Genomic DNA, 24,140 nt, shown 5'->3' with positions numbered 1-24,140 from the left:
TACAAGGAGTCTCGCTGAAAAAGCGAGGAACACCTTGCAGGAGGTTTAGTCTTTTATCTCGCATCGCAGCGCTCCAAAAAGATAGTTGTTGTTTTTTCTTTCTAAATTTATTTTCATCGAATTTTTCATTAGACCTACAAGGTTTTTAAAACATTGCAGGAAGTTTAATTTTCTTTATCACTTATCCGCAAAATATCTCCGAAAACACCTCGAGCCGTAACCGCTGCTCCCGCGCCGGCGCCTTGGATAACGATTGGGTTGTCGCCGTAACTTTCGGTATAAATTTCAAAAATTGAATCGCTTCCTTTTAGCGCTCCCAACATACTATTTTTGGGAACCGATACCAAACTCACATCCAACAGCGCCCCCGTTTCCTTTGACAAATCGCCGTGCAAATCTGCAACGTAACGGAAAACAAAATATTTCGATTGGTTTTTCTTTTTAATTTGAAACGGGACATCCAATTCCTGTATTCGATTTAAAAAATCTTCTTTTGAAACCTTTCGCAAATCCTTTGGAATCAGGTTTTGAATGGAAATATCTTCAAACTCATTGTGCAAATCCAATTCTCTCGCTAAGATAAGTAATTTCCTGCCAACGTCATTGCCACAAAGGTCTTCGCGCGGATCTGGCTCTGTAAATCCTTTGTGGATTGCTGAATTTAAGACGGCGCTGAACGGTTTGTCTTCTTCAGAAAAAGTATTGAAAATATAACTTAACGAACCTGAAAATACACCGCGAATTCGTGTGATATTTTCACCCGAAAGGTGTAACAATTTAATGGTATCAATCAACGGAAGTCCTGCGCCCACATTTGTTTCGTATAAATATTGACGTTTTTTTGAAGTCAGTTTTTGGCGAAGGTCTTTGTAAAAATTCAAATCCAATGTGTTAGCAATTTTGTTTGAAGAAACCAAATGGAAACCGTTTTCAACAAAATTTGAATAATTTCGAACAAAACTTGCATCGGCAGTATTATCAACTAAAATCAGGTTTTGAAGGTTGTTGGTTTTCGCGAAGGAAATAACTTCTTCGGGATTGTATTCTTTACCAGATTCAATTTTTTCGTCAATCCAGTTTTTGGTTAATCCATCTTGTTGAAGTAATACCGTTTTTGAATTTGCGATTGCAAAAATATTCAGTTCCAAATCGCGTCTTCGGGAAATTTCTTCTTTCGAGGAGATTATTTGGTTCACCAAATGGCTACCCACATTTCCGTGGCCGAAAATGGCAATGTTTATCTTTTTCTTTTTTATGGTGTTTAGATCAATTCGGTTTATAACTGGGTTATCCAATACTTGCGTGCTCATAATTTATTGTTTTTGTAATTGCTTCTGTGTTAAAAATGGGGTTCAGAATTCCCGCCAATTGATTGTATTCAATTAAAAATGCATCGTGTCCGTGAATGGAATTTATTTCGGCAAAATGCACGTTATTTTTTATCGGTTTTAATAAAGAATATGTTTCTTTTATTTCTTCGTTTAAATAAAATCCGTCGCTATCAATTCCAACCAAATAAATGTTTCCTTCAATTTTTGAAGCCACTTCTCTGAAAATTTCTTCGGATTCAAAATTTGATGTCGTTAATAAATGATTCATCATTTTGTAGGCTTGCAATTGAAAACGATTTTTTAAGGATTTGCCGTGATGCAGCAGCCAACTTTCAATATTAAAAATGGGAGTGGTTTCACTAAAACTTCTATTAAATTTCTGCTTAAAAGATTGCGGTGATCTATAGAATGTCATCGCGTGAACGCGGGCATCGTGAACAGGATTTTCAGAATTATTTAAAATCTGTTTTTGCACTCTACACTGTGCGATTACCCAATCTGTGGCTTTCCAATCGGTTGCAATGGGAATTATATTCTGAAACAATTTTGGTTGTAAAACTGCCATTTGCCACAGAATACTTCCGCCCAAGGAACCCCCGATACCAGCAAAAATTTTTGATATTTTAAGTTGTTCCAATCCTATTAAAAACCATTGCGCTATATCGTTAATGGTGATGTTTTCATAATTTTCAATTAAAAAACCGTCAAAACCATTGCCCGGAATATTGAATGATAGAATGGTATATGCGTTAATATCGATACATTTTTCAGCACCAATTAACCGTTTCCACCAACCATTTTTGCCACAAACATTACTGTTTCCAGTAAGGGCATGCGTTACCAAAACTACGGGTGCCGTACCCAATTGCCTTCCAAAAACTTGATATGTTAATGAAAGGTTCTTGACTGTAAACCCGCTATGGGTTGTGTATTCCTCAATTTCTAAATTTGAAAGATTAGCCATTTGATTTCAGAGTTAAAATGGGGAATAGTTATACCAATTCCTCTTTACAAATAGCTTTAAAGGCTTGTTGTAAATCGGCTTTTAAATCTTCAATATTTTCCAGACCCACTGAAAGTCTAATTAAATCTGAGCTTACACCCGACGAATCTTGATCTACTTCGCTGAGCTGTTGGTGCGTAGTGCTTGCGGGATGAATTATCAACGATTTTGTATCGCCAATATTCGCCAAAAGAGAAAATAACTTTACGTTATCAACTACTTTTTTAGCAGCTTCAAAACCACCATTTACCCCGAATGTAACCAAGCCACTTTGCCCCTTTGGCAGGTATTTTTGGGCAAGTTGGAAATACGGATTATCCTCCAAACCAGGATAATTTACCCATGCTACTTCTTCGCAACTTTGCAGCCACTTTGCAAATTCCAGTGCGTTTTCACTGTGTTTTTTAAGTCGAATTTCCAAAGTTTCCAGCCCTTGGATAATTTGAAAAGCACTAAACGGACTCAGCGCGGCACCGAAATCGCGAAGCCCTTCGAGCCGTACTTTTCCGATAAAAGCAGCTTCCTTTAAAACTTCGGAATAAATCAAGCCGTGATATCCAGCAGATGGTTCCGTGAATTCAGGGAATTTTCCGTTGGTCCAATCAAAATTTCCGGCGTCTATAATTGCGCCACCCAAGGTTGTACCGTTACCATTTATATATTTGGTAAGCGAATGGATTACAATATTTGCACCATGCGCAATTGGGTTCAACAAAGCTGGGGAAGCGACTGTATTATCTACGATTAGCGGAATTTTATTCGCTTTCGCCTCCGCTGCAATTGCTTCAATATCTAAAACGTCCAACTTTGGGTTTCCGAGCGATTCAATAAAAATTGCGCGAGTATTTTCTTTTACGGCATTTCCAAAATCTTCTGGGTTAGCGCCATCCACAAAAGTGGTTGTAATTCCCAATCGGGGCAAAGTAACGTTCAATAAATTGAACGTGCCGCCGTACAAACTGCTGGACGCCACAATATGGTCGCCAGCGCGAAGCAGCGTTAATAATGCAGTTGAAATGGCAGATGCACCCGATGCAGTAGTAACGGCTCCAATGCCTCCTTCCAAAGCCGCCAAACGTTTTTCCAAAATATCGCAAGTTGGATTGTTAAGGCGCGAATAAATAAATCCGGGTTCAGAAAGATTGAACAAGTTTGCAGCGTGGTCGCTATTTTTAAAAACGTAGCTGGAAGTCTGGTAAATTGGCACCGCTCTGGTTCCTCCGTTGGCGGTTACATCGTGTCCTGCGTGCAACAAGTTTGTTGCGAAATTGTTTTGTGTACTCATTTTTCTAGTTTTTTTGAGTTAATAAAAAAATTAAAACAAAAGCCAAAATACGCCTTACGACGAACTTCAATAGAAAAATGTTAAAAAGAAAAAATGAAAAGCAATTTCAGAAAAGAAATTGTCTTGTCGTTATCTATCGCCAATTCAGAAAAAATTCAAAATTGTTGTAGAATGTAGCACCTTCTTAAATGAGATTCCCGCCTGCGCGGGAATTTAAGGGTTGCTAAGGCGTCATAGGGTCTATTCCCTCGGCCTTTCTTGATAACATTTCAATAAAGGTTTGAACTTTGTGAGTGCAAATATAGCGTCGGAAAAATTTAATACCCAAATATTTCGCCAAAAATCTTTAAATAAAATTCTACTTCATTTAATTTTTCTACTTTTGCCCAAGATAATTTAAGAGGAAAGATTTGACTGATTGCAACCTCTTCAAGCTTGGACTTTTCAAGTTTGAAACCCAACGACAAATGTGGGGTTAAAAATGCTAAAGGCAGTGAAAACTTCCCTTTGGCGCGCTCGTCAAATCTTTTGAAAATGACATAAGACTTTTGGATATAGGACTTAAGACTAGGATGTTCAGATCAATTAAACAATTAATTTTAGTCTTACATCTTACGTCATTTTGTCCAACGTCGTTTTAATTTTTTATAAAATTTTAAATACAAATTATGGCCTATTTATTTACTTCAGAAAGTGTTTCTGAAGGACACCCAGACAAAGTTGCGGATCAAGTTAGCGATGCGCTTTTAGATAACTTTTTGGCTTTTGATCCAGAGAGTAAAGTTGCTTGTGAAACATTGGTTACCACCGGGCAAGTTGTTTTAGCCGGGGAAGTAAAAAGTAACACGTACCTTGATGTACAAAATATTGCGCGCGATGTGATAAACAAAATTGGTTATACAAAGGGCGAGTATAAATTCAGTGGCGATTCATGCGGCGTAATTTCGCTAATTCACGAGCAATCACAAGATATTAACCAAGGTGTTGATCGTGCAAATAAAGAAGAACAAGGCGCTGGCGACCAAGGAATGATGTTCGGTTATGCCACAAAGGAAACCGAAAATTATATGCCCTTAGCGTTAGATATTTCGCATAAAATTTTAATTGAATTGGCTGCGCTTCGTCGCGAAAATTCTGAAATAAAATATCTTCGTCCCGATGCGAAAAGCCAGGTTACAATTGAGTATAGCGATGATAATATTCCGCAGAAAATTGTTGCAATTGTAGTTTCTACCCAGCACGATGAGTTTGATGAAGATGAAAAAATGCTTGCTAAAATCAAAAAAGACATCACGGAAATTTTAATGCCGAGAGTAAAGAAATTGCTACCCGAATACGTTCAAAAATTGTTCAATGATGAAATAGTTTATCACATAAACCCTACAGGAAAATTTGTAATCGGTGGACCACACGGCGATACCGGGCTAACGGGTAGAAAGATTATCGTTGATACCTACGGTGGAAAAGGTGCCCACGGCGGCGGTGCTTTTAGCGGAAAAGACCCGAGTAAAGTAGATAGAAGTGCTGCGTATGCTGCACGACATATTGCGAAAAACCTAGTTGCTGCAGGTGTTGCGGATGAAATTTTAGTTCAAGTAAGTTATGCAATTGGGGTTGTAGAGCCAACTTCAATTTTAGTAAATACCTACAATTCTAAAAATGTAAACCTTTCTGATGGTGAAATTGCGAAAAAGGTTGCTGAAATTTTCAATATGCGCCCGGCGGCAATTGAAAAAAGATTGAAATTGAGAAATCCTATTTATTCCGAAACGGCTTCTTACGGCCATATGGGAAGGGAACCTCAAATTATTACAAAAACTTTTGAAAGCCCGTACAATGGCAAAATGGAAAAAGAAGTGGAGCTCTTTACTTGGGAAAAGTTGGACTATGTTGATGAAGTAAAAGAAGCCTTCCAACTTAAATAATTCTCGACTGCGCTCGAACTGATTAGAATAAATAAATTCTAAAAATCAAATCCCAAATTCCAAAAGTTAGTTTTTGGAATTTGGGATTTAATTTTTTGAGATTTGAAAAAGTTACAGTCCTCCTTTCCGTTCCGGAACTCTTGGCGTTGGCCAAGTTTGCTGTTCGCCAGTTCTATCATTTATTGGTAAAATAATCTGCTCTCGCGAAGTTTTTGAATCGTCTTCCGAAGCCATATAAGCCATAATTGCAGCTAAAATTACATTGCTTTGCACATCGTCAAAAACAATCTTATCGTAGGTGTCTAGGTTTGTGTGCCAAGTGTAATTCCAGTAATCCCAGCTCAATGAGCTTAAATTAAATGCGGGCGCGCCTGCAGCCACAAAACTCGCATTGTCTGATCCGCCAGAGGATGGTCTGCCCGGAAATGTAGTTTCTATATGCTTGCTAATAGTATCTGGAACTGCCTTTAACCAACGTGAAATATATTCGTAAGATTGTAAAAATCCTGCGCCATTAATACTCACTGCTCTACCCGTTCCGTTGTCTTGATTAAAGACCGCCTGAACATTATTTACAATTTCCGGATGATCTGCAACAAACGAGGAAGAGCCGTTTAATCCCTGCTCCTCACTACCCCAATGGCCCACTAAAATAGTGCGTTTTGGATTTGGATATACTTTTTTAAGGATGCGCATGGCTTCCATCATTACCAATGTGCCTGTGCCGTTATCAGTTGCTCCCGTTCCGCCATCCCAAGAATCAAAATGTGCTGAAAGAATTACGTATTCGTCAGGTTTTTCGGTTCCTTTTATTTGGGCAATTGTATTAAATGTTGGCACTACACCAAGATCTTTAGACTCTGCAACCACATGAATTTTAGGCTTATCGCCGTGTTCCACCATTCTGTAAAGCATACTGTAATCTTCCAACTGAATGTCAACGCTTGGTATCTTTTTAGTACGCGCGCCAAAAATTTTATTTACCCCAAAGCCTCTAGACCAGTATGAATCTATAATTCCGACTGCACCAGCACTTTCCAACGCAGGAATAATGCTTCTTCTGTCGTAGCCACTGCGTTTTATGTTTTGGTTCCACTCTTTGGTCATTTCTTCTCTTTCCGTCTTCATTTTTTCAAAAGATTCGGGTGTGGCCCATTCTTTCCAATTATCGTCCGGCCTTCCGGTGGGTTGCTTCATTGCAATCATTACAAATTTTCCTTTGACGGTTGGCAGCCATTTTCTGAATGAAATTGAATCTTTTATCTCGGGAAGTACTATCAATTCGGCTGTTACACCTTTTGATGAAGTTCCGGGACTCCACGCCAGTTGCATCCCGTTTAAAGTTTGAACGCGCGGATAGACCATGTCTATATGGGTTATCCCTCGTTCCCAACCTTTCCACTCGCCCCATTGTTGGTTTTCTGCGGAAATACCCCACCCTTTATATTTGTTAACCGCCCAATCGTGCGCTTGTTGCATTTGAGGGGTTCCCACTAAGCGCGGGCCAATATCGTCCAGCAATTCATGGGCAAGGATATCGAGCTGTGAATTTTCGTACGCTTCTTTTTGGATGGCTTCCACAACCTCACTTTGCGTCTGTGAAAAGATGGGGAAGGCAAATAATAGTAGAAAAACTGAAGTAAAAATCTTTTTCATTTTTGGTATAATTTCAGGTTAAAAATAAATTCCTAAAACTACAATTTATTTTAAGATTTTCCTTTTAATGCATGTAAAGACCCCAAAGTTTTTCTCTTCCAACAGATTATTAAAGACCTTTGCGGTACAAAAATAAATAGCCAAAAGTTTTATAAAGTTTTGGGGACAGGAGTATTAAATAATATTATGATTTTTTGCCTTTTGAACTGCCTCTATTTTACTGTGTACTTGTAATTTTTTGTAGATGTTTTCTATGTGCTTGCGCACGGTGCTGGGCGAGAGATAAAGATGTTCTGCAATTACAGTATAGCTTAACCCTTTACTGAGTTGTTCCAAAACCTCGACTTCACGGATGGAAAGCGAAATTTCTTCCTTGTCCTTTAAATTTTGAATATCTATAGGGTTTCGTAACAACTTCAACGTTTTCATCGCAATGGAAGGGTTCATTGCCGCACCGCCGTTTAAGGTTTCTAAGATTCCATCGTATAAATCTTTCGGATTGATTTCTTTTAACAAATAACCATCGGCACCCGCTTTTATAGCGTTGAAGATATGCTCGTCATTATCAAAAGCGGTAAGCATAATTATTTTTATATGTGGATATTTCTGCTTGACCATTTGGGTAGTTTCAATGCCGTTGAGCACGGGCATTTCAATATCCATTAAAATAAGATCGAGGTTGTGATCTTCGCCCAACTTTGTAAGCAGCTCGCTCCCATTTAGCGAGGTGTGCTTTACAACAACGTCTTCAAAAAAGGAGAGTTTTTCCTTTATGGCGTGGATGAGGAAGGAATTGTCGTCAACAATTGAAATTTTCAGCATCTTTGGCAGATTAGTTGTTTTAAAGATACTAAAAATAGACATTTCAAAATTGATTAAAAATAAGGCAATTGCCGTATAAATTCAATCTTGAAAATTATTTCGGTAGGTTCAATAAAATGGAAGTTCCCTTTTTGGAGGATTTAACTTGAAGTGTGCCCCCTATTTCCCGTGTGCGTTTTTTCATATTGTTCAAACCATTGCCGAGCGGTGTGCTTTCCGGATCGAAGCCCATTCCGGTATCTGTGATTTCAATATTGTAGGCGGTTTCTTTTTCAGAAATGTTAACTTCAATTTCATCTGCCGAAGCGTATTTTAGTGCATTGTTTACGGCTTCTTGAATAATCCTGTAAATATTCATTCCTTCTACCGAAGTAAAAATGTGGGTTTCATCTACATTTTCTTCAATATTAAACGAAAAATCAGTCTTTTCTGATGCGTTTTTGGCATTTTCAATAAAGTTAGCGATGCGGGTCTGCAGGTCTTCAAAAGTTATATTTTCTTTGTTCATCGCCCAAATAGTGTCGCGCAGCTCGTAAATGGTTTGTTGTGTAAAACTGCTAATGCCTCCGAGTTTCTGGTTCAGTTTTTCGCTGATGTCTGTAAATCCGAACTTTAAGTTATCTATGCTGGAAATAATAAAAGTGAGCTGTGCCCCGATATTGTCGTGCAGATCGCGCGATATGCGTAGCCGTTGCTCCTGCAGTTTATTTTGGGTTTCAATTTTTGCCAAAGCCGATTTTAACTCGCCTTCTTTTTGAAGTTGCCTATTTTTCAGTTTCTGTTGATTGTAAAATAAATAGCCGAGCAAACCGAGAATTAGCGCCAAACCCAAACTTCCGAAAATAAAACTATTTTTACGTCTCACTTCCAAATCTTTTTCGGCCAATTGTGCGCGTTGTTGTAAGATTTGGTTTTCCTTTTTTTCGGTTTCAAACTCAATATTTAATGCCGAAATACGCTCCTGGATTTTTAAACCGTGAATACTGTCTTTTAGGGTAGCATATTTTTCAAAATAAAACAAGGCCGAATCTGCATTGTTCAACTTTTTATAAATATCAGTCAGTTTTTGATAATTGTACAGCGTTAGGTTCTGATACTGCTTTTTTAAAGAAATTGGCAGCGATTTATGCATCAACGGAATAGCATCGCGCCATTTTTGTTCGGCTAAAAACACCTCTCCAAGCTGGGTGTAATTTTCGGCAATGCCCAGTGAATCTGCCCAAAGTAATCGCTGCTGCAACGATTTGTTAAAATACTCCCTTGATTTTGGGAAATTTTCTTGTAACCCATAAACACCGGCAATATTACTCCAGCTGTAAGGAACGCCAATGGTATCGTTTAGTTTTAATTTAATTTCTAAACCTTTATTGAAGTAAAATAACGCGCTGTCCAACTCATTATTAATTTCCTTTAAAACGCCGTAATTATTGTAAATATCCTTGAGCTCGTTTTCAAAGTTATTGGTTTCGGCAATGGCTTTTCCTTTTTGCATATACTGCAAAGCTTTTGGCAGATCGCTGTATTTTAAGCTATAGCCCAATTCGCCATAATAATCTGCGAGTCTATCCAATTTGTTCTCGTTTTCATAAATTTTTATGGCCTCGATTGAATTTTTGGTGCTTTCTTCATAATTGCCTTGGTAACCATATACCAAAGAAAGTTGAAAATAGGCATCTGCTATCCCGAGCTTATATGAAATTTTTCTGGCGTTTTCGGCATTATTTTGAAACAGGGCTACTATAGAATCTTGAGGAATATTTAGTCCTTGCACATATAATTTATTAATGGAATCAATTGATTGTTTTTGTTGTGAATAAAGGCTGCCAGAACAGTAGAAAAGTGCGAAGAGAAGTAGAAATCTAACCATAATTTATAGTGCTATGTCTGGCTGTTTAATCAAAGCCTCGTCTAAATTGTACTTTAAAAAATCGTATTTATTTAGATTAAGCGATCTAAAATTTAGTTGACTATAATTTTTAAAAATAGCATTTTCTAAGTTCGCCATTTTTTGATTATGAGTCTGTATTTCTGTTTTTTTCATCTGTAAAAACCAAAATACAATCCCAATAACGGAAAGCAATAAAACCGATAATATGGCGATTTGCAAGTACATAGTTTTACCTGGTTTTAAAACATAAAAATACAGATTCGCGACGTGATAGCCCATAGGGCAATTGCCCTATTTACTCTTCCAGCATTACTAAAAATATAAATTTCTTAAAATTTAAGAACGATTGTAGTTCCCGTTTCTTTTTCTGAAATTATTTCCAGTTTTCCCCGTAAGTCTTCTGTGCGTTTTTTCATATTCGCAATACCGTTACCAAAAGTGATTTTTTCGGGATTAAAACCTTTGCCATTGTCTATTATTTCAATTTTATAAATAAACTCAGTTTTGCCTTTCGTTTTAGCAGTGTGAAGCATTTTGGAAAAGTGAACGGTTATAGCCGTTGCTTCAGAATATTTTAAGGCGTTGTTAACGGCTTCCTGAATTATTCTGTAAATATTCATCCCTTGAATAGAATTATAAACTATTTCCTTTTCTATAGAATTATCTAAGTGAAACTGAAAATTAACATTGCTCGCTATACCCGCCTTTTCAATAAAATTAGCAATGCGAGCCTGCAGATCGCCAATTGAAATATCTGTTTTGTTCATCGCCCAAATAGTGTCTCGCAACTCAAAAATGGTTTGCCCGGTAAATTTGCTGATGCTATTTAATTTCTCGTTCAGTTTTTCATTTTTTTCTGAAAATCCGTATTGCAAGTTATCTATTGAAGAGATAATAAAAGTGAGCTGCGAACCAATATTGTCGTGCAAGTCGCGCGAAATACGCAACCGCTGTTCCTGCAATTGATTTTGGGTTTCAATTTTTGCAAGGGCGGTTTTTAATTCGCCTTCCTTTTTAAGCTGTCTATTTTTTAATTTTTGTTGATTGTACAATAAATATCCTAAAAGCCCAAGTATTAAAACCAAGGCCGTCATCCCGAAAATAAAAGTGTTTTTTTGCTCAACTTTTAGTTCGCTTTCTGCAAGATTGGCACGTGTTTCGGCAAGATCTCTTTCCCTTTCGGAAACTTTAAATTTTGTTTCTAAGTTTGCGGTTTTTTCGGCATTTTCAGTAGAAAAAATACTGTCTTTTGCGGCAAGGGCCTTTTCAAAATAACGCATTCCTTCAGTATAGTTGTTCTCCATAAAATACACTTGGGAAGCGGCCCCGTAAAAATCTACGGCCGAAACCAAAAGGTCGGGAAATTCAACTAAAAAGTTATTTCCGGTTTCAATATAATCTTTAGCCTTATTTATTTGCCCGGAGCCTAAATATGCCGAAATAATATTGGCAATTGCCGAAAGATTTGCCCGTCTTTCAATATTCAAACGGTTTCTTTCCGAAATAGATTTTTGTAAAATAGGAATTGCCTTGGTGTAAGCTCCCGTTGCAATGTGCAAATTGGCCAATCCGTTTAAAGTATTGTAAAGCACTCCGTATTCGTTTGCTTCTTCGGCTGCTTTTACAGCTTCATTAAATGCTTTTTCAGCTTCGTTATACTTGTTTTTCTGCGACAGGGAAATTCCAATATTGTTTAACGAAATGGCAATATTCTTTTTATCTCCTATCGCACGCCGTAGTTCTAGCGCTTGGTTGTGATATTCCAAGGCTTTGTCCGGAAGGCCCATTTCCTGGTAAATTAGCCCTATATTGCTATAATATGTATCTGCAGACGAACTGGAAATTTCGCTTTTATTCATCTCTAAGGCTTGAAAAAAGTAATATAACGCTTCTTGATAATTGCCTTTATTCCAATGAAACATGCCCAAGTTATTAATTACCATAATGGTAATTGTTTTATAATTGTGGGCTTGGCTTATATCTAATGCTTTTTCAAAATAATATTTTGCCGAATCTGAATTTCCCGAAACATCGTAGTAAATTCCGTACGTATTAGTAAGTTCTGCCTCAGAAAACGGATTGTTTTTTTGCTGTGAAGCTTTTATGCCTTTTAACAATAATTTTTTCGCTCGTACCGGTTCATTAAAAATGTAGTAAAAACTAACGCGATTAAAAATCCTGAGCCTCACCGAGTCGTTTGAGCTTTCGGCAACCACCATTAAACTGTCTATTTTTTTTTGTGCAGACTGAGAAAAAAGTGAGGAAATCCCGAATATTAGAAAAAGTGCAATACACGAAAGTTTTTTCATAAGTGCTTTTGTTCAGCTACCTAAAGTACTGAAAAAAAACAAATGGCAAGATTGAAGGGTGGATTTTTGAATCTGAAAACACCACGACCCCTTGGTTATTCGCTATATTCCTGTAGCTGCTTTTCTATTTTTGAATATTCTTCTGGCGATTTTGCTATTTTTTTTGAGAGCAGCTCCAACATCCTTCCGTCTTTTTTTATAGAGAACAATACCAAATCTATAAAAAGCCTAAACAGTATTAAAAGTATTGCGGCAACGTAACCGTCATTGGAAAGCATAAAAAAGAAGAATGCTAAAATCACTACAAATTGTTGTATAAATATACGTACGTAGGGTTTCATCATAATGTTATCTGGCGCGTACTCTTTATACTTTTCATTTTTAATAAAATTTGTGTAAAAGTAGCTTAAGTTATTTATGAAAATAGAAGCCAAAATTAAAGGCATTCCTGCGCTACTCAGTAAATAGGTGTAGTTGTGAAGTAAATAAAAACCATCCTTAATCCCGGGAACTGAGCCTTGAAAAAGTGTAAAGGCAAAAATAGATTGAATAGCTACAAACATACCGTAATGCACAGTAAAAAAGAGCATTAACGGAATTCCTGTAAGTTGCGCATTTGGATCGGTAGATTTTTTTCCGTATTTGCTTACCAGAGCTAATTTTGCCAAATGGATAATTCCAATAACGATAGTTTCTAAAAAATAGGCAAAAACAATGGTTAACGGATCGGCTAATTTAAAGGCTAAAAGCAATAACAGAAAGAGCGCATTTGCCCATAAAACGAAGTTGGATTTGGTTGGTAATAAAATTGCTTTCCACATAGTTATTTGGTTAATCTAAAGTATAATTTGTTGAATTTTAGAAATAAAAAAATAAAACCCCATAGGTTAATATGGGGTTTTGGCAACCTCAAATGCTCCTCACTTCACTTGTGGTTTTGAAAAGTAACCCGGTTAGTAGTTAGTTTACTTTTTAAGATCGTAAGCAAAAATGGAATTATTATCTGCTTTGTAATATAGTATGCCACCTATTTCGTCTACAACATATTCTGGCTTTTTATCTTTTAGAACAATTTCTTTTTCCTTGTTTCCGGAGTCTTTGTTAATCTTTACTAACCCAACGCCATCATCCAATTTTGTAAGTATAAATTGGTCGTTTTTAGTTGCTGCTGTAGCTTTAAAACGCTTGAGCATTTCGGCTATAGATGCACCACTAGCAGCAGCCATTCCTCCCGCTAAATCTGCTTCGCGATCGGCTCTGTCATCATAGCCTGCAAGTCTGTTTTGTACAGATGAGTTAGCTGCAGCCACTGCCGTTGTTGCTGCGGCAACCGCTGCAACACCTGCCAAAATAGCTCCCATTGCACTTTTCCCTGGAGCGCGATAATATTCGTGCCATTGCTTGCCACCATTCCAATCTATTAATTGCATATTTTGATCGCTCGTAAGTAAAATTCCTCCATCGCGAATTTCTACGTGCGAGGGATCTTCCTTGCCATCAAATTTAGATTCGGCTAATGTGCTTACTTCACCGGAATTTGCATCTACGGCATACAAAGTTTCATCTGCACTAATTAAGTAGCGATTGTTCTTTTTATCGAAAGTAGAGCTTACCGCGCCAGCTCTTTTATATTTTAAGGGTTTTTTCCAAACTTGTTCTCCGTTGCTGAGATTTACAATATTAGCATCTTCCGAAGTAATATAAATTAACCCCTGTGGCGTATGCGCCATTGTTAAAATATTTTCACCAGTTTTTAGTGGTTTTTTGAAAAGCGTTTGACCATCAAAAGAAATTTTATTAATTCCACCTTCATAAATCCCGAAGAGAATACCGTCTTCCATCACGTAAAAATGTTGTACATACCCTTTGGTTTTTGGGGCTTTATCCCAAAGATCTTCACCGTTAGTTGCGCTTAAAAATGCAATGTTCGATTCATTTTTTGCTGCAAAAACGCTGTTACTACCACCATCACTCTGGTTACTCACTACCGCAATTCCATTTGGTAAAATTTGAAAATTAGCTATTTGCCCTTTTACTTTATGATCATCTTTCCAAAGCTCTGCGCCATTTATTCCTAATTTGTGAATGCGGGTATTTTTTCCTTGGTTTACCGATTCAAAAGCATATATTTCAGTTTCTGAAGCATCGGCAACAAGCGCATTCATATTTTTCATATCGTTTTTCCAAATAAGTTCTCCCGTTTGGGCTTTCATATTAAAAACTCCTTGCGACGTAGGCACCACTAAACTGTTTTTTAATAATAGAGGCGTACCGGTTACCATATAGGTTTTTGCTATCCCTACACGACCGGGTTCGCCAATATCAAACCTGTAATCTTCTTTTCCTGTATTAAGATCGTACACCGCTACTTGTTGTGCATATTGTTCTTTTGAAGTTCTATTACCGCTTACTACTAATTTGTTTTGGGGCATCATAACATTTAGGGTTATAACATCTTTCCAACCATTACTTTCGGTACTAAAAAGAGTTTTACCGGAAATATAATCGATAACGGTTTTTTTTGAATTCAAATTAGCAAAGCCTCCTTGAAAAATTACAACGTACGGCGCATTTGACACAAAGGTGAGTTCTTCTGGTTTTACTCGTCCGTATTCGGTAAAATTAAACAACAGTTGGTTGCTACCTGGCTTAATCCCCACTAAACCATCATTGGTAGCAACTACCATTGTACCTCCTTGGGTAAGTTGCATTTCATTAATTTTGGCTCCAGTATCGTAGCGAAAATCTGGTTCCTCCGCTCTTTGGGCTAACAGTACGTTTTCAGTGCAAAATGCTAAACAAAGAAAAACGTAAAAACAAATTGAAGTTTTCATAATCGTGGTTTTTTAAATGTTGATATTCAAAGGTGCCCCGAAATGAAGGGATAATCAATAGGGCAGTTGCCGTATTTAGCTTCAAATTATGAAGAAGAATCTGGACCAAACTTTCTCTCTTTGGAGAGATTGGGCATAAAAAAACCGGAGAAAAAACTTGCGTTTTGTCCCCGGCCCACGTAAAAACCTCAACATCTGAGATTCTAATTTGTGTTTTCTTTTTAATAATTAGTTATTAGTAACCTCAATGTTGAACTGGCCTTCAGTCACCTCAACTGTGTCGTTGTTGTCATCTAAATTAAACCCTGTAAATCTGAATGTTCCTTTTACAGTATTGCCATCAAAGCTAGAAATGCTCAGTGTACCATTATTTCCCTGTCCCGTTCCTAAAGTTGTATAAATTACAACTGTGTTTGGATCTGGATTTCCTGGATCTGGAAGGTAGCTGTACGTACCTAAATTCATAAAATTAAGGTCGTAAGTGCCTTCACCATCAAAGTTTAGAATCATCATTTGCAGGTTTTCAGATTGCTCAGTTCCGCCACTTATAGCTAAAACTTGCGAAGAGCCAGAATTGGATAACTGTGCTGCCACAGTTCCCTGCATCCCCGTAAAGCTGTTACCATCTACTTTTGCCGAGAATGTTCCTGTGCCACCCTGTGGATCGTCGCCACCGTCATCATCCTTTTTACAAGACGTTAAACTAACTGCTAGTACAGCCATTAATACTAAAATTGTTTTGTTGAAAGTTTTCATAATGTTTGGTTTTAGTTCTCCGCCGTGGCGGATACGTGATTACTATTTTGATACAAAGTTGCCTCAATTACAGATACTTCACAATAGGGCAATTGACGTATTCTATTGAAATCGGCAGACCGAAGAGGGTAGAATTAAAACCAGTTTTAAAATTGGATATGCGGAAATCGTTGTTGAAGAGTTGCAATTTTCCGTTCAAGTTTATCCAAGAATTGAAGATGTTCCGCACTTTTAGGGTTGAAAGATTTGTGACGCAAACCACTTTGAATTGAAGCTATTTCTTTCTGAAGAGTTTCCGTTTCCGAAGAAATCCACGCTTTTGAAAATTTATTCCAAATAATTTCGATAGCCGTTTTGTTAGGGTGAAGCAAATCTTCGGCGTAAAAACGGTAATCGCGCAACTCGTCCATCATAATTTCATACGATGGAAAATAGAAACTTCTCGACTGCGCTCGAAGTGACAATGATTGCTGGATTGCGGAAATAAGATGTGCCTTACTGAGCGAATTTTCAGTGAAACCATCTTTAAGATGCCGAACTGGGGATACCGTAAAAATAAGTTGAGCCCCTTTATTTACAGTATTAATTTTTTCTGAAATATTCTGAATACTGCTTAAAATAGCTTCAATAGAAAGTAACTCCTTTTGGAAATACTGCTGCGAAAGTTTGTGGCAATTCGCAACTATTTCATTATTTTCCAAGTGTCTGTAAACCCAAGAAGTTCCGAACGTGAATATAATATGTGTTGAAGTGAATAACGCTTCCCGAAGGTTTTTTAATGCCAAATTCAGATTGGCTAGAAATTCATTTTTATCTAAAGCCGCCAGCTCAGAATGCGCTTCAAAACATTTCCAGATTCCGTTGTGCTCAAAAATATCTGCTTCGGAAAATAATTTGTTTTCGATTGCTCGAACTACAAGTTTTTCAATAGATACTGGATTGAAAATAACCCCAAACGGATTTTGTAGATTTTTAAATTTGAAATAGTTAAACTTAGCCCCAATATTTTCCGAAAAACAGCTTCCCATTAAAAGCACTTTGGAAGTGTAATCTATCTGATTTTCTTCTGCGCTCAGCGGTATTTCCGTTTGAAGTTTCATAATTCAGTATTCAGTTGGCAGTAGCAGTTGGCAGTACTGAATACTGAAACTGCAAACTGCTACTTTATAAATTCCTTTGCTTTTGATAAAGCTTCTTCAATTCCTGCAGGGTTTTTGCCTCCCGCAGTTGCAAAGAATGCTTGTCCGCCGCCGCCGCCTTGAATGTATTTTCCGAGTTCGCGAATAATTTTTCCGGCATCGAGGTTTTTTTCCGAAGCCAATTCTTTTGAAATATAACACGCCAAAAGTGCCTTTCCATCTTTTTCAGTTCCAAATACCAGAAATAGATTTTCGGTTTCGCCGCCCATTTCAAAAGCTAAATCTTTCATACCACCGGCGTCTAAATCTATCCTTTTCGCAAGAAAGTTTATTCCGTTTATATTTTCTATTTCAGCCTTTAGATCGCCTTTTAAATTTTTTGCTTTGTCTTTTAACAACTGTTGAATCTGTTTTTGCAATATGCTGTTTTCTTCTTGCAAACTTTCCACTGCCTTTACTGGGTCTTGCGCATTGTTCAGCGCTTTTTGAAGTGAGGCAAAAGATTCGCTTCTGTCAATAAAATACTGTTTTGCAGCATCGCCCGTTATGGCTTCAATCCGCCGGATTCCAGATGCAACAGCCCCTTCCGAAGTAATTATAAAATGCCAAATATCGTTAGTATTCGGCACATGCGTACCGCCGCACAGTTCTATTGATTTGCCGAATTTTATGGCCCGAACCGCATCGCCGTATTTTTCGCCAAATAACGCAATTGCACCTTGGTCAATAGCTTGTTGGTACGGAATGTTACGTTTTTCTTCTAAAGCGATTCCCTCACGGATTCGCGCATTTACAAAGTCTTCAACTTGTTTTAATTGTTCATCGGTAACTTTTGCAAAATGTGAAAAGTCAAAACGCAAATTTCGGCTGTGTACCATACTTCCTTTTTGAGCAACATGTTCGCCTAAAATATTTCGCAAAGCTTGGTGAAGTAAGTGTGTGGCAGTATGGTTTGAAGCAGTTCGGCTTCGTTGAAGTTGATCTACCACAGCTGTAAAAGTAGCATCTAAATTTCGCGGAAGCGTTTTTGTAAAGTGAATAATTAAATTATTTTCCTTTTTTGTATCTACAATATATGTAACGCCGCCGTCTGCCGCCTTTAGATAACCCTTATCGCCCACTTGGCCTCCACCCTCGGGATAAAAAGGGGTCAGGTTAAAAACAAGTTGGTACATTTCGCCATCTTTTTTACTTTCCACCTTTCGGTAACGGGTAATTCTTACTTGTGTTTCCAGAGTGTCGTACCCTACAAATTCTTCAACATCGTCCTTTTCCAAAACCTCCCAATCTCCCGTTTCCACTTTTGTTGCAGCACGAGAACGATTTTTTTGTTGTTGCAGCTCGGCATCAAATTCCTTTTCGTTTAAAGAATAGCCGCGTTCGCGGAGAATCAATGCTGTTAAATCTATCGGGAAACCGAAGGTATCGTACAATTCAAAAGCTTTTTTTCCAGAAATTTCTTTGGAATCTGCAGTTTCAATAACGTTTTCGAGCAATACCAAACCTTGATCGAGCGTACGAAGAAACGACTGCTCCTCTTCGCGAATTACGTTTGTTATCAAATTTTTTTCGGTAATAAGTTCTGGAAAAGCTTCGCCCATTTGTGCGCTTAAAGTTGCCACGAGTTTATAAATAAACGGTTCCTTTTTATCCAAAAATGTAAATCCGTAGCGAATTGCTCTTCGTAAAATTCTTCTAATTACGTAGCCAGCACCTGTATTGCTTGGCAATTGACCATCTGCAATTGAAAAAGCTACGGCACGTATATGGTCTGCAATAACGCGAGTTGCAATATCTTTCTTTTCGTCTTTTCCGTATTTTGAATTTGTTATCGCTTCAATTTCACGAATTAGCGGTGTAAAAACATCGGTGTCGTAATTACTTTGTTTGTTTTGAAGTGCCATACACAAACGTTCAAAACCCATTCCGGTATCTACGTGTTGTGAAGCCAATTTTTCTAAGCTTCCGTTAGCTTTCCGGTTAAACTGCATAAAAACCAAATTCCAAACTTCCACAACTTGCGGATGGTCTTGGTTTACCAAGTCCTTCCCGGAAATTTTAGCTTTTTCTGCAGCAGAACGAATATCAATATGTATTTCGCTACACGGACCACAAGGACCTTGGTCGCCCATTTCCCAGAAATTGTCTTTTTTATTTCCGTTTAAAATTCGGTCTTCGGGCACAAATTGTTTCCAAAGATTGTATGCTTCGGTATCGCGTTCTAAACTTTCACTTTCGTCGCCTTCAAAAATGGTAACGTAGAGGCTATCTTTATCAATTTTATAAACTTCGGTTAACAGTTCCCACGCCCATTCAATGGCTTCCTTTTTAAAATAATCGCCAAAGCTCCAATTGCCTAACATTTCAAACATGGTGTGGTGGTAGGTATCCATGCCCACTTCTTCCAAATCGTTGTGCTTTCCGCTAACGCGAAGACATTTTTGAGTATCGGCTATCCGATTGCTTTTTGGGGTGCCATTCCCTAAGAAATACTCTTTAAACGGCGCCATCCCACTGTTTATAAACATTAGGGTTGGGTCGTTTTTTACTACCATTGGTGCAGAAGGTACAATGGTATGTTGTTTCGATTTAAAAAATTCTAAAAATTGGGAACGTATTTCCTGAGACTTCATTTGTTATAAAATTATGCTAAATTAATGCTTGGGCGCAGAAGTAAACAATTTCTATCTTTGTAAAAACGTTACCTTTACCTCGCGCGAATAAGCAACGCGCAAAAATAGCAATTTTTTAACGCATGTCTAAGGTTAAATATTACTACGATAGCGAAACGCTCTCGTACCGAAAAATAGAAAGAAAAAAAGGGAGAAAGTTAAAAATCTTTATCCTGAGTTTTCTGGGTATGGCACTGAGTGGTTTTTTATGGTTCCTAGTTTATATAAATCTCCCACAAGTACAAACCCCCAAAGAATTGGCGCTTCAACGCGAGTTAAACAATATGGAACTCCAGTTTGAACTTTTAAACAAAAAGATTGATCAGGCACAGGCCGTACTTGCCGAAGTTGAGGAAAGAGACAACAATTTGTATCGCGTGTATTTTGAATCGAACCCTATTCCCGAAGAACAGCGACGCGCTGGTTTTGGAGGAATAAACCGATACAAGGATTTAGAGGGTTTCAACAATTCAAAATTAATAATAAATACCACCCGCAATTTAGATGTATTGACCAAACAGATTGTAATCCAATCTAAATCTTTGGACGAAATAGCAAAACTCGCAGAAGAAAAAGAGAAACTTTTGGCAGCTATTCCAGCCATACAGCCAGTAAAAAATGAAGACCTTACCCGCATGGCCTCTGGTTACGGTTACCGCACAGATCCTTTTACAAAAGCGCGCAAGTTTCACTACGGAATGGATTTTACCGCACCTCGAGGAACACCGGTATACGCAACGGGCGACGGTAAAGTTACTCGTGCCGATAATACTGCAACTGGCTACGGAAACCACGTGGTAATAAACCACGGCTATGGTTACGAAAGTTTATACGCACATTTGTATAAATACAATGTTCGTGTAGGGCAAAAGGTACAACGCGGCGATATCATTGGGTTTGTTGGTAGCACCGGAAGAAGTGAAGCACCGCATTGCCATTACGAAGTTTTTAAAGACAATGAGCGTATTAACCCAATTAACTTTTACTACGGAAGCTTAACTGCAGAAGAATTTGCAGATATTTTAAGAAAGTCGCAGGAAGAAAACCAATCGCTGGATTAATTTAGAATTTTTTGAATTATAAATTTATAATTAAAAAAAATGCACATTGACCTACCCGAAAAATTGTATTACAGCATTGGCGAAGTAGCCGAAGCTTTTAGCGTAAATACATCGCTAATACGTTTTTGGGAAAAGGAATTTGATGTATTAAAACCAAAGAAGAATGCCAAGGGCAACCGTAAGTTTACCCCTCAGGACATAAAAAACCTCGAATTAATTTATCATTTAGTGAAAGAACGCGGATTTACACTCGAAGGCGCTAAAATTCACTTAAAGGAAAACAAACAAAAAACACTAAATCAATTTGAGATTATTCGCAAATTGGAATCGGTAAAAGCAGAACTATTAAAAATTAAAGAACAACTCTAAAATCAATCCTATTATGAAAAAATGGTTACCTCTTATTATAATTGTTGGCGTTATTTTAATTATCGGAGGCTACTTGGCCAGCCTCAACAATAAATTGGTAGTCTTAGACCAAAAGGCCACCGCACAATGGGCTAATGTTGAAAGCTCCTACCAACGTCGTGCAGACTTAATTCCGAATATTGTAAGTACCGCAAAAGGCTATGCAGAATTTGAGCAGGAAACCCTTATTGCCGTTACCGAAGCCCGTAGCAAGGCCACATCAATTAATGTAGATCCTACAAATATTACCCCAGAGCAATTGGCACAATTTCAACAAGCGCAGGCTGGCGTTAGTTCTGCCCTATCGCGTCTTTTAGCAGTTTTTGAAAGATATCCGGATTTAAAGGCTAATGAAAATTTTAAAGAATTAATAAACGAACTAGAGCGTACCGAAAACCGTATAAATGTTGAACGAAATAGGTTTAACGAAACTGCTCGTATGTTAAATACTAAGCTAAATCAATTTCCTACAAAACTCTTCGCAGGAATTCTTGGTTTCCACGAAAAAGCATACTTTAAAGCTGATGCCGGTAGCGAAAATGCACCAAAAGTAGATTTCGACTTCGGAAAAGATACGAAATAAGCAAGTGCTATTCGAGTACGGTAAAATTTCGATTGAAAACCATTTTTGAAAATAAAAAGAAGAACCATGTCTAAAGTTGAAGATTTTCTTACAAAGGAAGAAGAAGCAGCTATAATTGAAGCCATTCGCAAATCTGAGAAAAACACCTCGGGCGAGATACGTGTTCATATAGAACCCAGTTCGGTTTCTGCGGAAGAACCAAATAAACCGATAGACGCTTTTGATCGCGCTGCAGAAGTGTTTGATATGTTAAATATGGCTAACACAAAAGCGCGCAATGGGGTATTAATATACGTAGCCGTAAACGATCGGACGTTAGTAATTATGGGCGATAAGGGCATTAATGATATAGTAGGGCAAAACTTTTGGGAAAGTACCAAAGATATTATTATTAACCATTTTAAAAATGGCCACATGAAACAAGGCTTGGTAGAAGGAATTTTAAAAGCAGGCGAACAGTTAAAGAAACATTTCCCATACCAAAAAAATGATAAAAACGAACTCCCGGATGATATTTCGGTAGGGTAGTTTTTACGTGTGCCTAAATACTTCAACTTTATTCAGCAACTATTAAGTTGATTGAAAAAAAATGCAATGAGAACATTTCTTCAGAAATATAAATTTATACTTACATTATTAGCTATTACATTTTGTTTTCAAAATGTAGTAGCACAATACGAAATTCCACCCAAGCCCGAAAAGCAAACTTCGTTATACGATTACATAAATTTGCTTACGCCCTCGCAAAAAACGGCTTTGGAAAGTAAGTTGGTACGCTATGCAGATTCTACATCAACGCAGATTGTATGTATAATTATTGGCTCTACCCAGGGTGAGGATATTTCAATTTTAGGTGCAGAATGGGGTCAAAAATGGGGTATTGGCCAAAAAGGTGAAGACAACGGAATTGTAATTACACTGGCCAAAGACGACCGCCAAGTAGATATAAATACCGGCTACGGCATTGAGTACAGAATAACCGATTTGATGTCCGAGCGAATTATAAACCGCATTATGATTCCTGAATTTAAATCAGGAAATTATTATGCCGGGTTCGATAAAGGCAGCGATGCCATATTTGCAGCTTTAAAAGGTGAATTTAAAGAAGATAGGGATTTCAGCAAAAAAGACGGAACGCCCATTCCATTTTTTATCATATTCATTTTTATCATTATCATTATTGCCTTAATAAACAAAGGTGGTAGAGGCGGTAAAGGTGGCGGTAGTAGCTTGCTTGATATAATTGTACTCAGCAGCCTGGGCCGCGGTGGTTTTGGCGGTGGCGGCGGTAGCTTTGGCGGCGGAGGAAGTTTTGGTGGAGGCGGCGGTTTTGGCGGTGGTTTCGGTGGTGGCGGTTTTGGAGGCGGCGGTGCTAGCGGTGGATGGTAAACTGTATTTACGAATGAGTAATTACAGAACCGTGAATTTCAGCTAAATTATAGCTGCTTTACTTCGCAATTTCTTCAAAGAATTCAAAAGCACGCACTACGGAGTAGGGGTGTTTAGATATTTTCAACGGAAATGCACAATGCCCCCCATGGTGAGGCGTTTCCAAAAATAAATACTTGTGATGTTCAGCCAGCGCAATAGGATGGTCATCTTTCCCCAAAATAGGATCGTCCCAAGCATTCATGACCAAAACTGGCGTTTTAATACCGTCGATGGAATATTTTGGAGAGGCTTTTAAATAATAATCTTCAAGATCTAAATAATCCCCGTGAACAGGAACTATAAACCGGAGAATTACATCCTCAAATGTTTTAATTTGTTTTGAGGTTTCTTGGGAAATTATATCTGGAAATTGTTGTGATTTATATTGAATCTTTGCCCTAATCTTCCGGATAAAACGACTTAAATATATTTTACTAATTCCACTTTGAATTTTTTCGGCACTGGATTTTAATTGAATTGGTGCCGAAATAGCCACCGCTGCTTTTACTTTATCAGAAATTTTATTTCTACCCAGATAATTTAAAATTTGATCCCCACCCAAAGAAAACCCAATTGGGAAAACTTCTTCAAATCCGCTCGCAATTACGTGTTCAATTACAAATTCTAAATCTGTGATGGAACCGTGATGGTACAGATATGGCAGCAAGTTCATTTCACCACCACAACTGCGGTTGTTCCAAGCAAAAACCGAATACCCTTTAGCGATAAAAAAGTTCGCACAAGCATTGTTGTAGTTTTTTCGCGAATCGCCTTCTAATCCGTGACACAATATAATAGCTTTTTTAGAACTATTTACAATATAATCTAATAGCAGAAAATCTCCATCGGGCAATAGCAATCGCTTTCGTTTATAGTTAGGCGCATTCAATTTGCGAATAATGCCTTCGTAAATTGTAGAAATATGTCCATTTTGAAAAATGAAGTCGGTTTCGTAAGATGAATTGTTTATATAGGGCATATTTTACTCCTTGATTTATGCGCTTAGCCTAAAGGTAAGATTCTTTTACGCTACATAA

19 protein-coding genes, 1 pseudogene and 1 riboswitch are annotated in these 24,140 nt (G+C 37.7%); of the genes and pseudogenes, 6 read left to right on the top strand and 14 right to left on the bottom strand.

Translation table 11 applies throughout. From position 1 onward, the window contains the following. Positions 1-164: 164 nt before the first annotated feature. The 3 genes and pseudogenes from VZD24_RS11875 to VZD24_RS11865 form a co-directional block, all read right to left on the bottom strand. Positions 165-1,247 (bottom strand): annotated as a pseudogene (locus VZD24_RS11875) (homoserine dehydrogenase family protein); the annotation flags it as partial. Between the two features lie 40 nt (positions 1,248-1,287). Beyond that, positions 1,288-2,295, bottom strand: coding sequence for an alpha/beta fold hydrolase (locus VZD24_RS11870; RefSeq protein WP_342687735.1), 1,008 nt, complete (start codon positions 2,293-2,295; stop codon positions 1,288-1,290). A 28-nt stretch (positions 2,296-2,323) separates the two neighbouring features. Next, the gene (locus tag VZD24_RS11865) at positions 2,324-3,619 is read right to left on the bottom strand and encodes an O-acetylhomoserine aminocarboxypropyltransferase/cysteine synthase family protein (RefSeq protein WP_342687733.1); all 1,296 of its coding nucleotides are present in this window, start codon (positions 3,617-3,619) and stop codon (positions 2,324-2,326) included. Between the two features lie 126 nt (positions 3,620-3,745). Then, positions 3,746-3,887: riboswitch (SAM riboswitch) on the bottom strand. A gap of 400 nt (positions 3,888-4,287) precedes the next feature. On the opposite strand from VZD24_RS11865, the gene metK reads away from it, so the two are divergent. After that, positions 4,288-5,544 (top strand): methionine adenosyltransferase, encoded by a 1,257-nt coding sequence (metK, locus tag VZD24_RS11860; protein WP_342687732.1) that lies wholly within the window; start codon positions 4,288-4,290, stop codon positions 5,542-5,544. Between the two features lie 111 nt (positions 5,545-5,655). Here metK and VZD24_RS11855 read toward each other — a convergent pair whose 3' ends face one another. The 10 genes from VZD24_RS11855 to alaS form a co-directional block, all read right to left on the bottom strand. After that, positions 5,656-7,200 carry a M20/M25/M40 family metallo-hydrolase gene (locus tag VZD24_RS11855; RefSeq protein ID WP_342687731.1) on the bottom strand — a complete coding sequence of 515 codons (1,545 nt, stop codon included), beginning with the start codon at positions 7,198-7,200 and terminating at the stop codon, positions 5,656-5,658. A 174-nt stretch (positions 7,201-7,374) separates the two neighbouring features. After that, the gene (locus VZD24_RS11850; RefSeq protein WP_279448960.1) at positions 7,375-8,022 is read right to left on the bottom strand and encodes a response regulator; all 648 of its coding nucleotides are present in this window, start codon (positions 8,020-8,022) and stop codon (positions 7,375-7,377) included. Positions 8,023-8,116: 94 nt separating this feature from the next. Then, a complete protein-coding gene (locus VZD24_RS11845) occupies positions 8,117-9,889 on the bottom strand; it encodes a tetratricopeptide repeat-containing sensor histidine kinase (protein ID WP_342687729.1) in 1,773 nt (590 codons plus the stop codon). Between the two features lie 3 nt (positions 9,890-9,892). Continuing rightward, positions 9,893-10,135 (bottom strand): hypothetical protein, encoded by a 243-nt coding sequence (locus tag VZD24_RS11840; RefSeq protein ID WP_279448962.1) that lies wholly within the window; start codon positions 10,133-10,135, stop codon positions 9,893-9,895. 104 nt (positions 10,136-10,239) lie between these two features. After that, positions 10,240-12,219: a tetratricopeptide repeat-containing sensor histidine kinase gene (locus VZD24_RS11835; RefSeq protein ID WP_279448963.1), complete on the bottom strand. Its 1,980-nt coding sequence runs from the start codon at positions 12,217-12,219 to the stop codon at positions 10,240-10,242. Between the two features lie 95 nt (positions 12,220-12,314). Continuing rightward, on the bottom strand, positions 12,315-13,040 hold the full coding sequence (locus VZD24_RS11830; protein WP_279448964.1) for a DUF6498-containing protein: 726 nt from the start codon (positions 13,038-13,040) through the stop codon (positions 12,315-12,317). Positions 13,041-13,184: 144 nt separating this feature from the next. Beyond that, the gene (locus VZD24_RS11825; protein ID WP_279448965.1) at positions 13,185-15,053 is read right to left on the bottom strand and encodes an outer membrane protein assembly factor BamB family protein; all 1,869 of its coding nucleotides are present in this window, start codon (positions 15,051-15,053) and stop codon (positions 13,185-13,187) included. Positions 15,054-15,281: 228 nt separating this feature from the next. Beyond that, positions 15,282-15,809 carry a Riean_0653 family protein gene (locus VZD24_RS11820; RefSeq protein ID WP_342687727.1) on the bottom strand — a complete coding sequence of 176 codons (528 nt, stop codon included), beginning with the start codon at positions 15,807-15,809 and terminating at the stop codon, positions 15,282-15,284. Positions 15,810-15,955: 146 nt separating this feature from the next. Further along, entirely contained in the window at positions 15,956-16,909 is a 954-nt protein-coding gene (locus tag VZD24_RS11815) for a GSCFA domain-containing protein (RefSeq protein ID WP_342687726.1), read from the bottom strand. A gap of 59 nt (positions 16,910-16,968) precedes the next feature. After that, positions 16,969-19,581, bottom strand: a complete 2,613-nt coding sequence (gene alaS, locus VZD24_RS11810; protein WP_279448968.1) for an alanine--tRNA ligase — start codon at positions 19,579-19,581, stop codon at positions 16,969-16,971. Positions 19,582-19,703: 122 nt separating this feature from the next. Here alaS and VZD24_RS11805 point away from each other — a divergent pair, with 122 nt between their 5' ends. From VZD24_RS11805 to VZD24_RS11785, 5 genes are all read left to right on the top strand, one after another. Further along, positions 19,704-20,681, top strand: coding sequence for a M23 family metallopeptidase (locus VZD24_RS11805; RefSeq protein ID WP_279448969.1), 978 nt, complete (start codon positions 19,704-19,706; stop codon positions 20,679-20,681). Between the two features lie 39 nt (positions 20,682-20,720). Next, positions 20,721-21,050: a MerR family transcriptional regulator gene (locus VZD24_RS11800; protein WP_279448970.1), complete on the top strand. Its 330-nt coding sequence runs from the start codon at positions 20,721-20,723 to the stop codon at positions 21,048-21,050. 13 nt (positions 21,051-21,063) lie between these two features. After that, positions 21,064-21,672 carry a LemA family protein gene (locus VZD24_RS11795; protein ID WP_279448971.1) on the top strand — a complete coding sequence of 203 codons (609 nt, stop codon included), beginning with the start codon at positions 21,064-21,066 and terminating at the stop codon, positions 21,670-21,672. Positions 21,673-21,738: 66 nt separating this feature from the next. Then, positions 21,739-22,200: a TPM domain-containing protein gene (locus VZD24_RS11790; RefSeq protein ID WP_342687725.1), complete on the top strand. Its 462-nt coding sequence runs from the start codon at positions 21,739-21,741 to the stop codon at positions 22,198-22,200. 66 nt (positions 22,201-22,266) lie between these two features. Beyond that, on the top strand, positions 22,267-23,061 hold the full coding sequence (locus VZD24_RS11785; protein WP_342687723.1) for a TPM domain-containing protein: 795 nt from the start codon (positions 22,267-22,269) through the stop codon (positions 23,059-23,061). A gap of 58 nt (positions 23,062-23,119) precedes the next feature. Here the strand turns inward: VZD24_RS11785 and VZD24_RS11780 are convergent, their stop codons facing one another. Further along, positions 23,120-24,082, bottom strand: a complete 963-nt coding sequence (locus VZD24_RS11780) for a YheT family hydrolase (protein WP_342687722.1) — start codon at positions 24,080-24,082, stop codon at positions 23,120-23,122. Positions 24,083-24,140 lie beyond the last annotated feature (58 nt).

The organism is Aequorivita flava (genome assembly GCF_038742595.1).
Taxonomy (GTDB): domain Bacteria; phylum Bacteroidota; class Bacteroidia; order Flavobacteriales; family Flavobacteriaceae; genus Aequorivita; species Aequorivita marisscotiae.
Note: the sequence above shows the minus strand (reverse complement) of the source record. Positions and strands in the feature narration are given on the sequence as shown.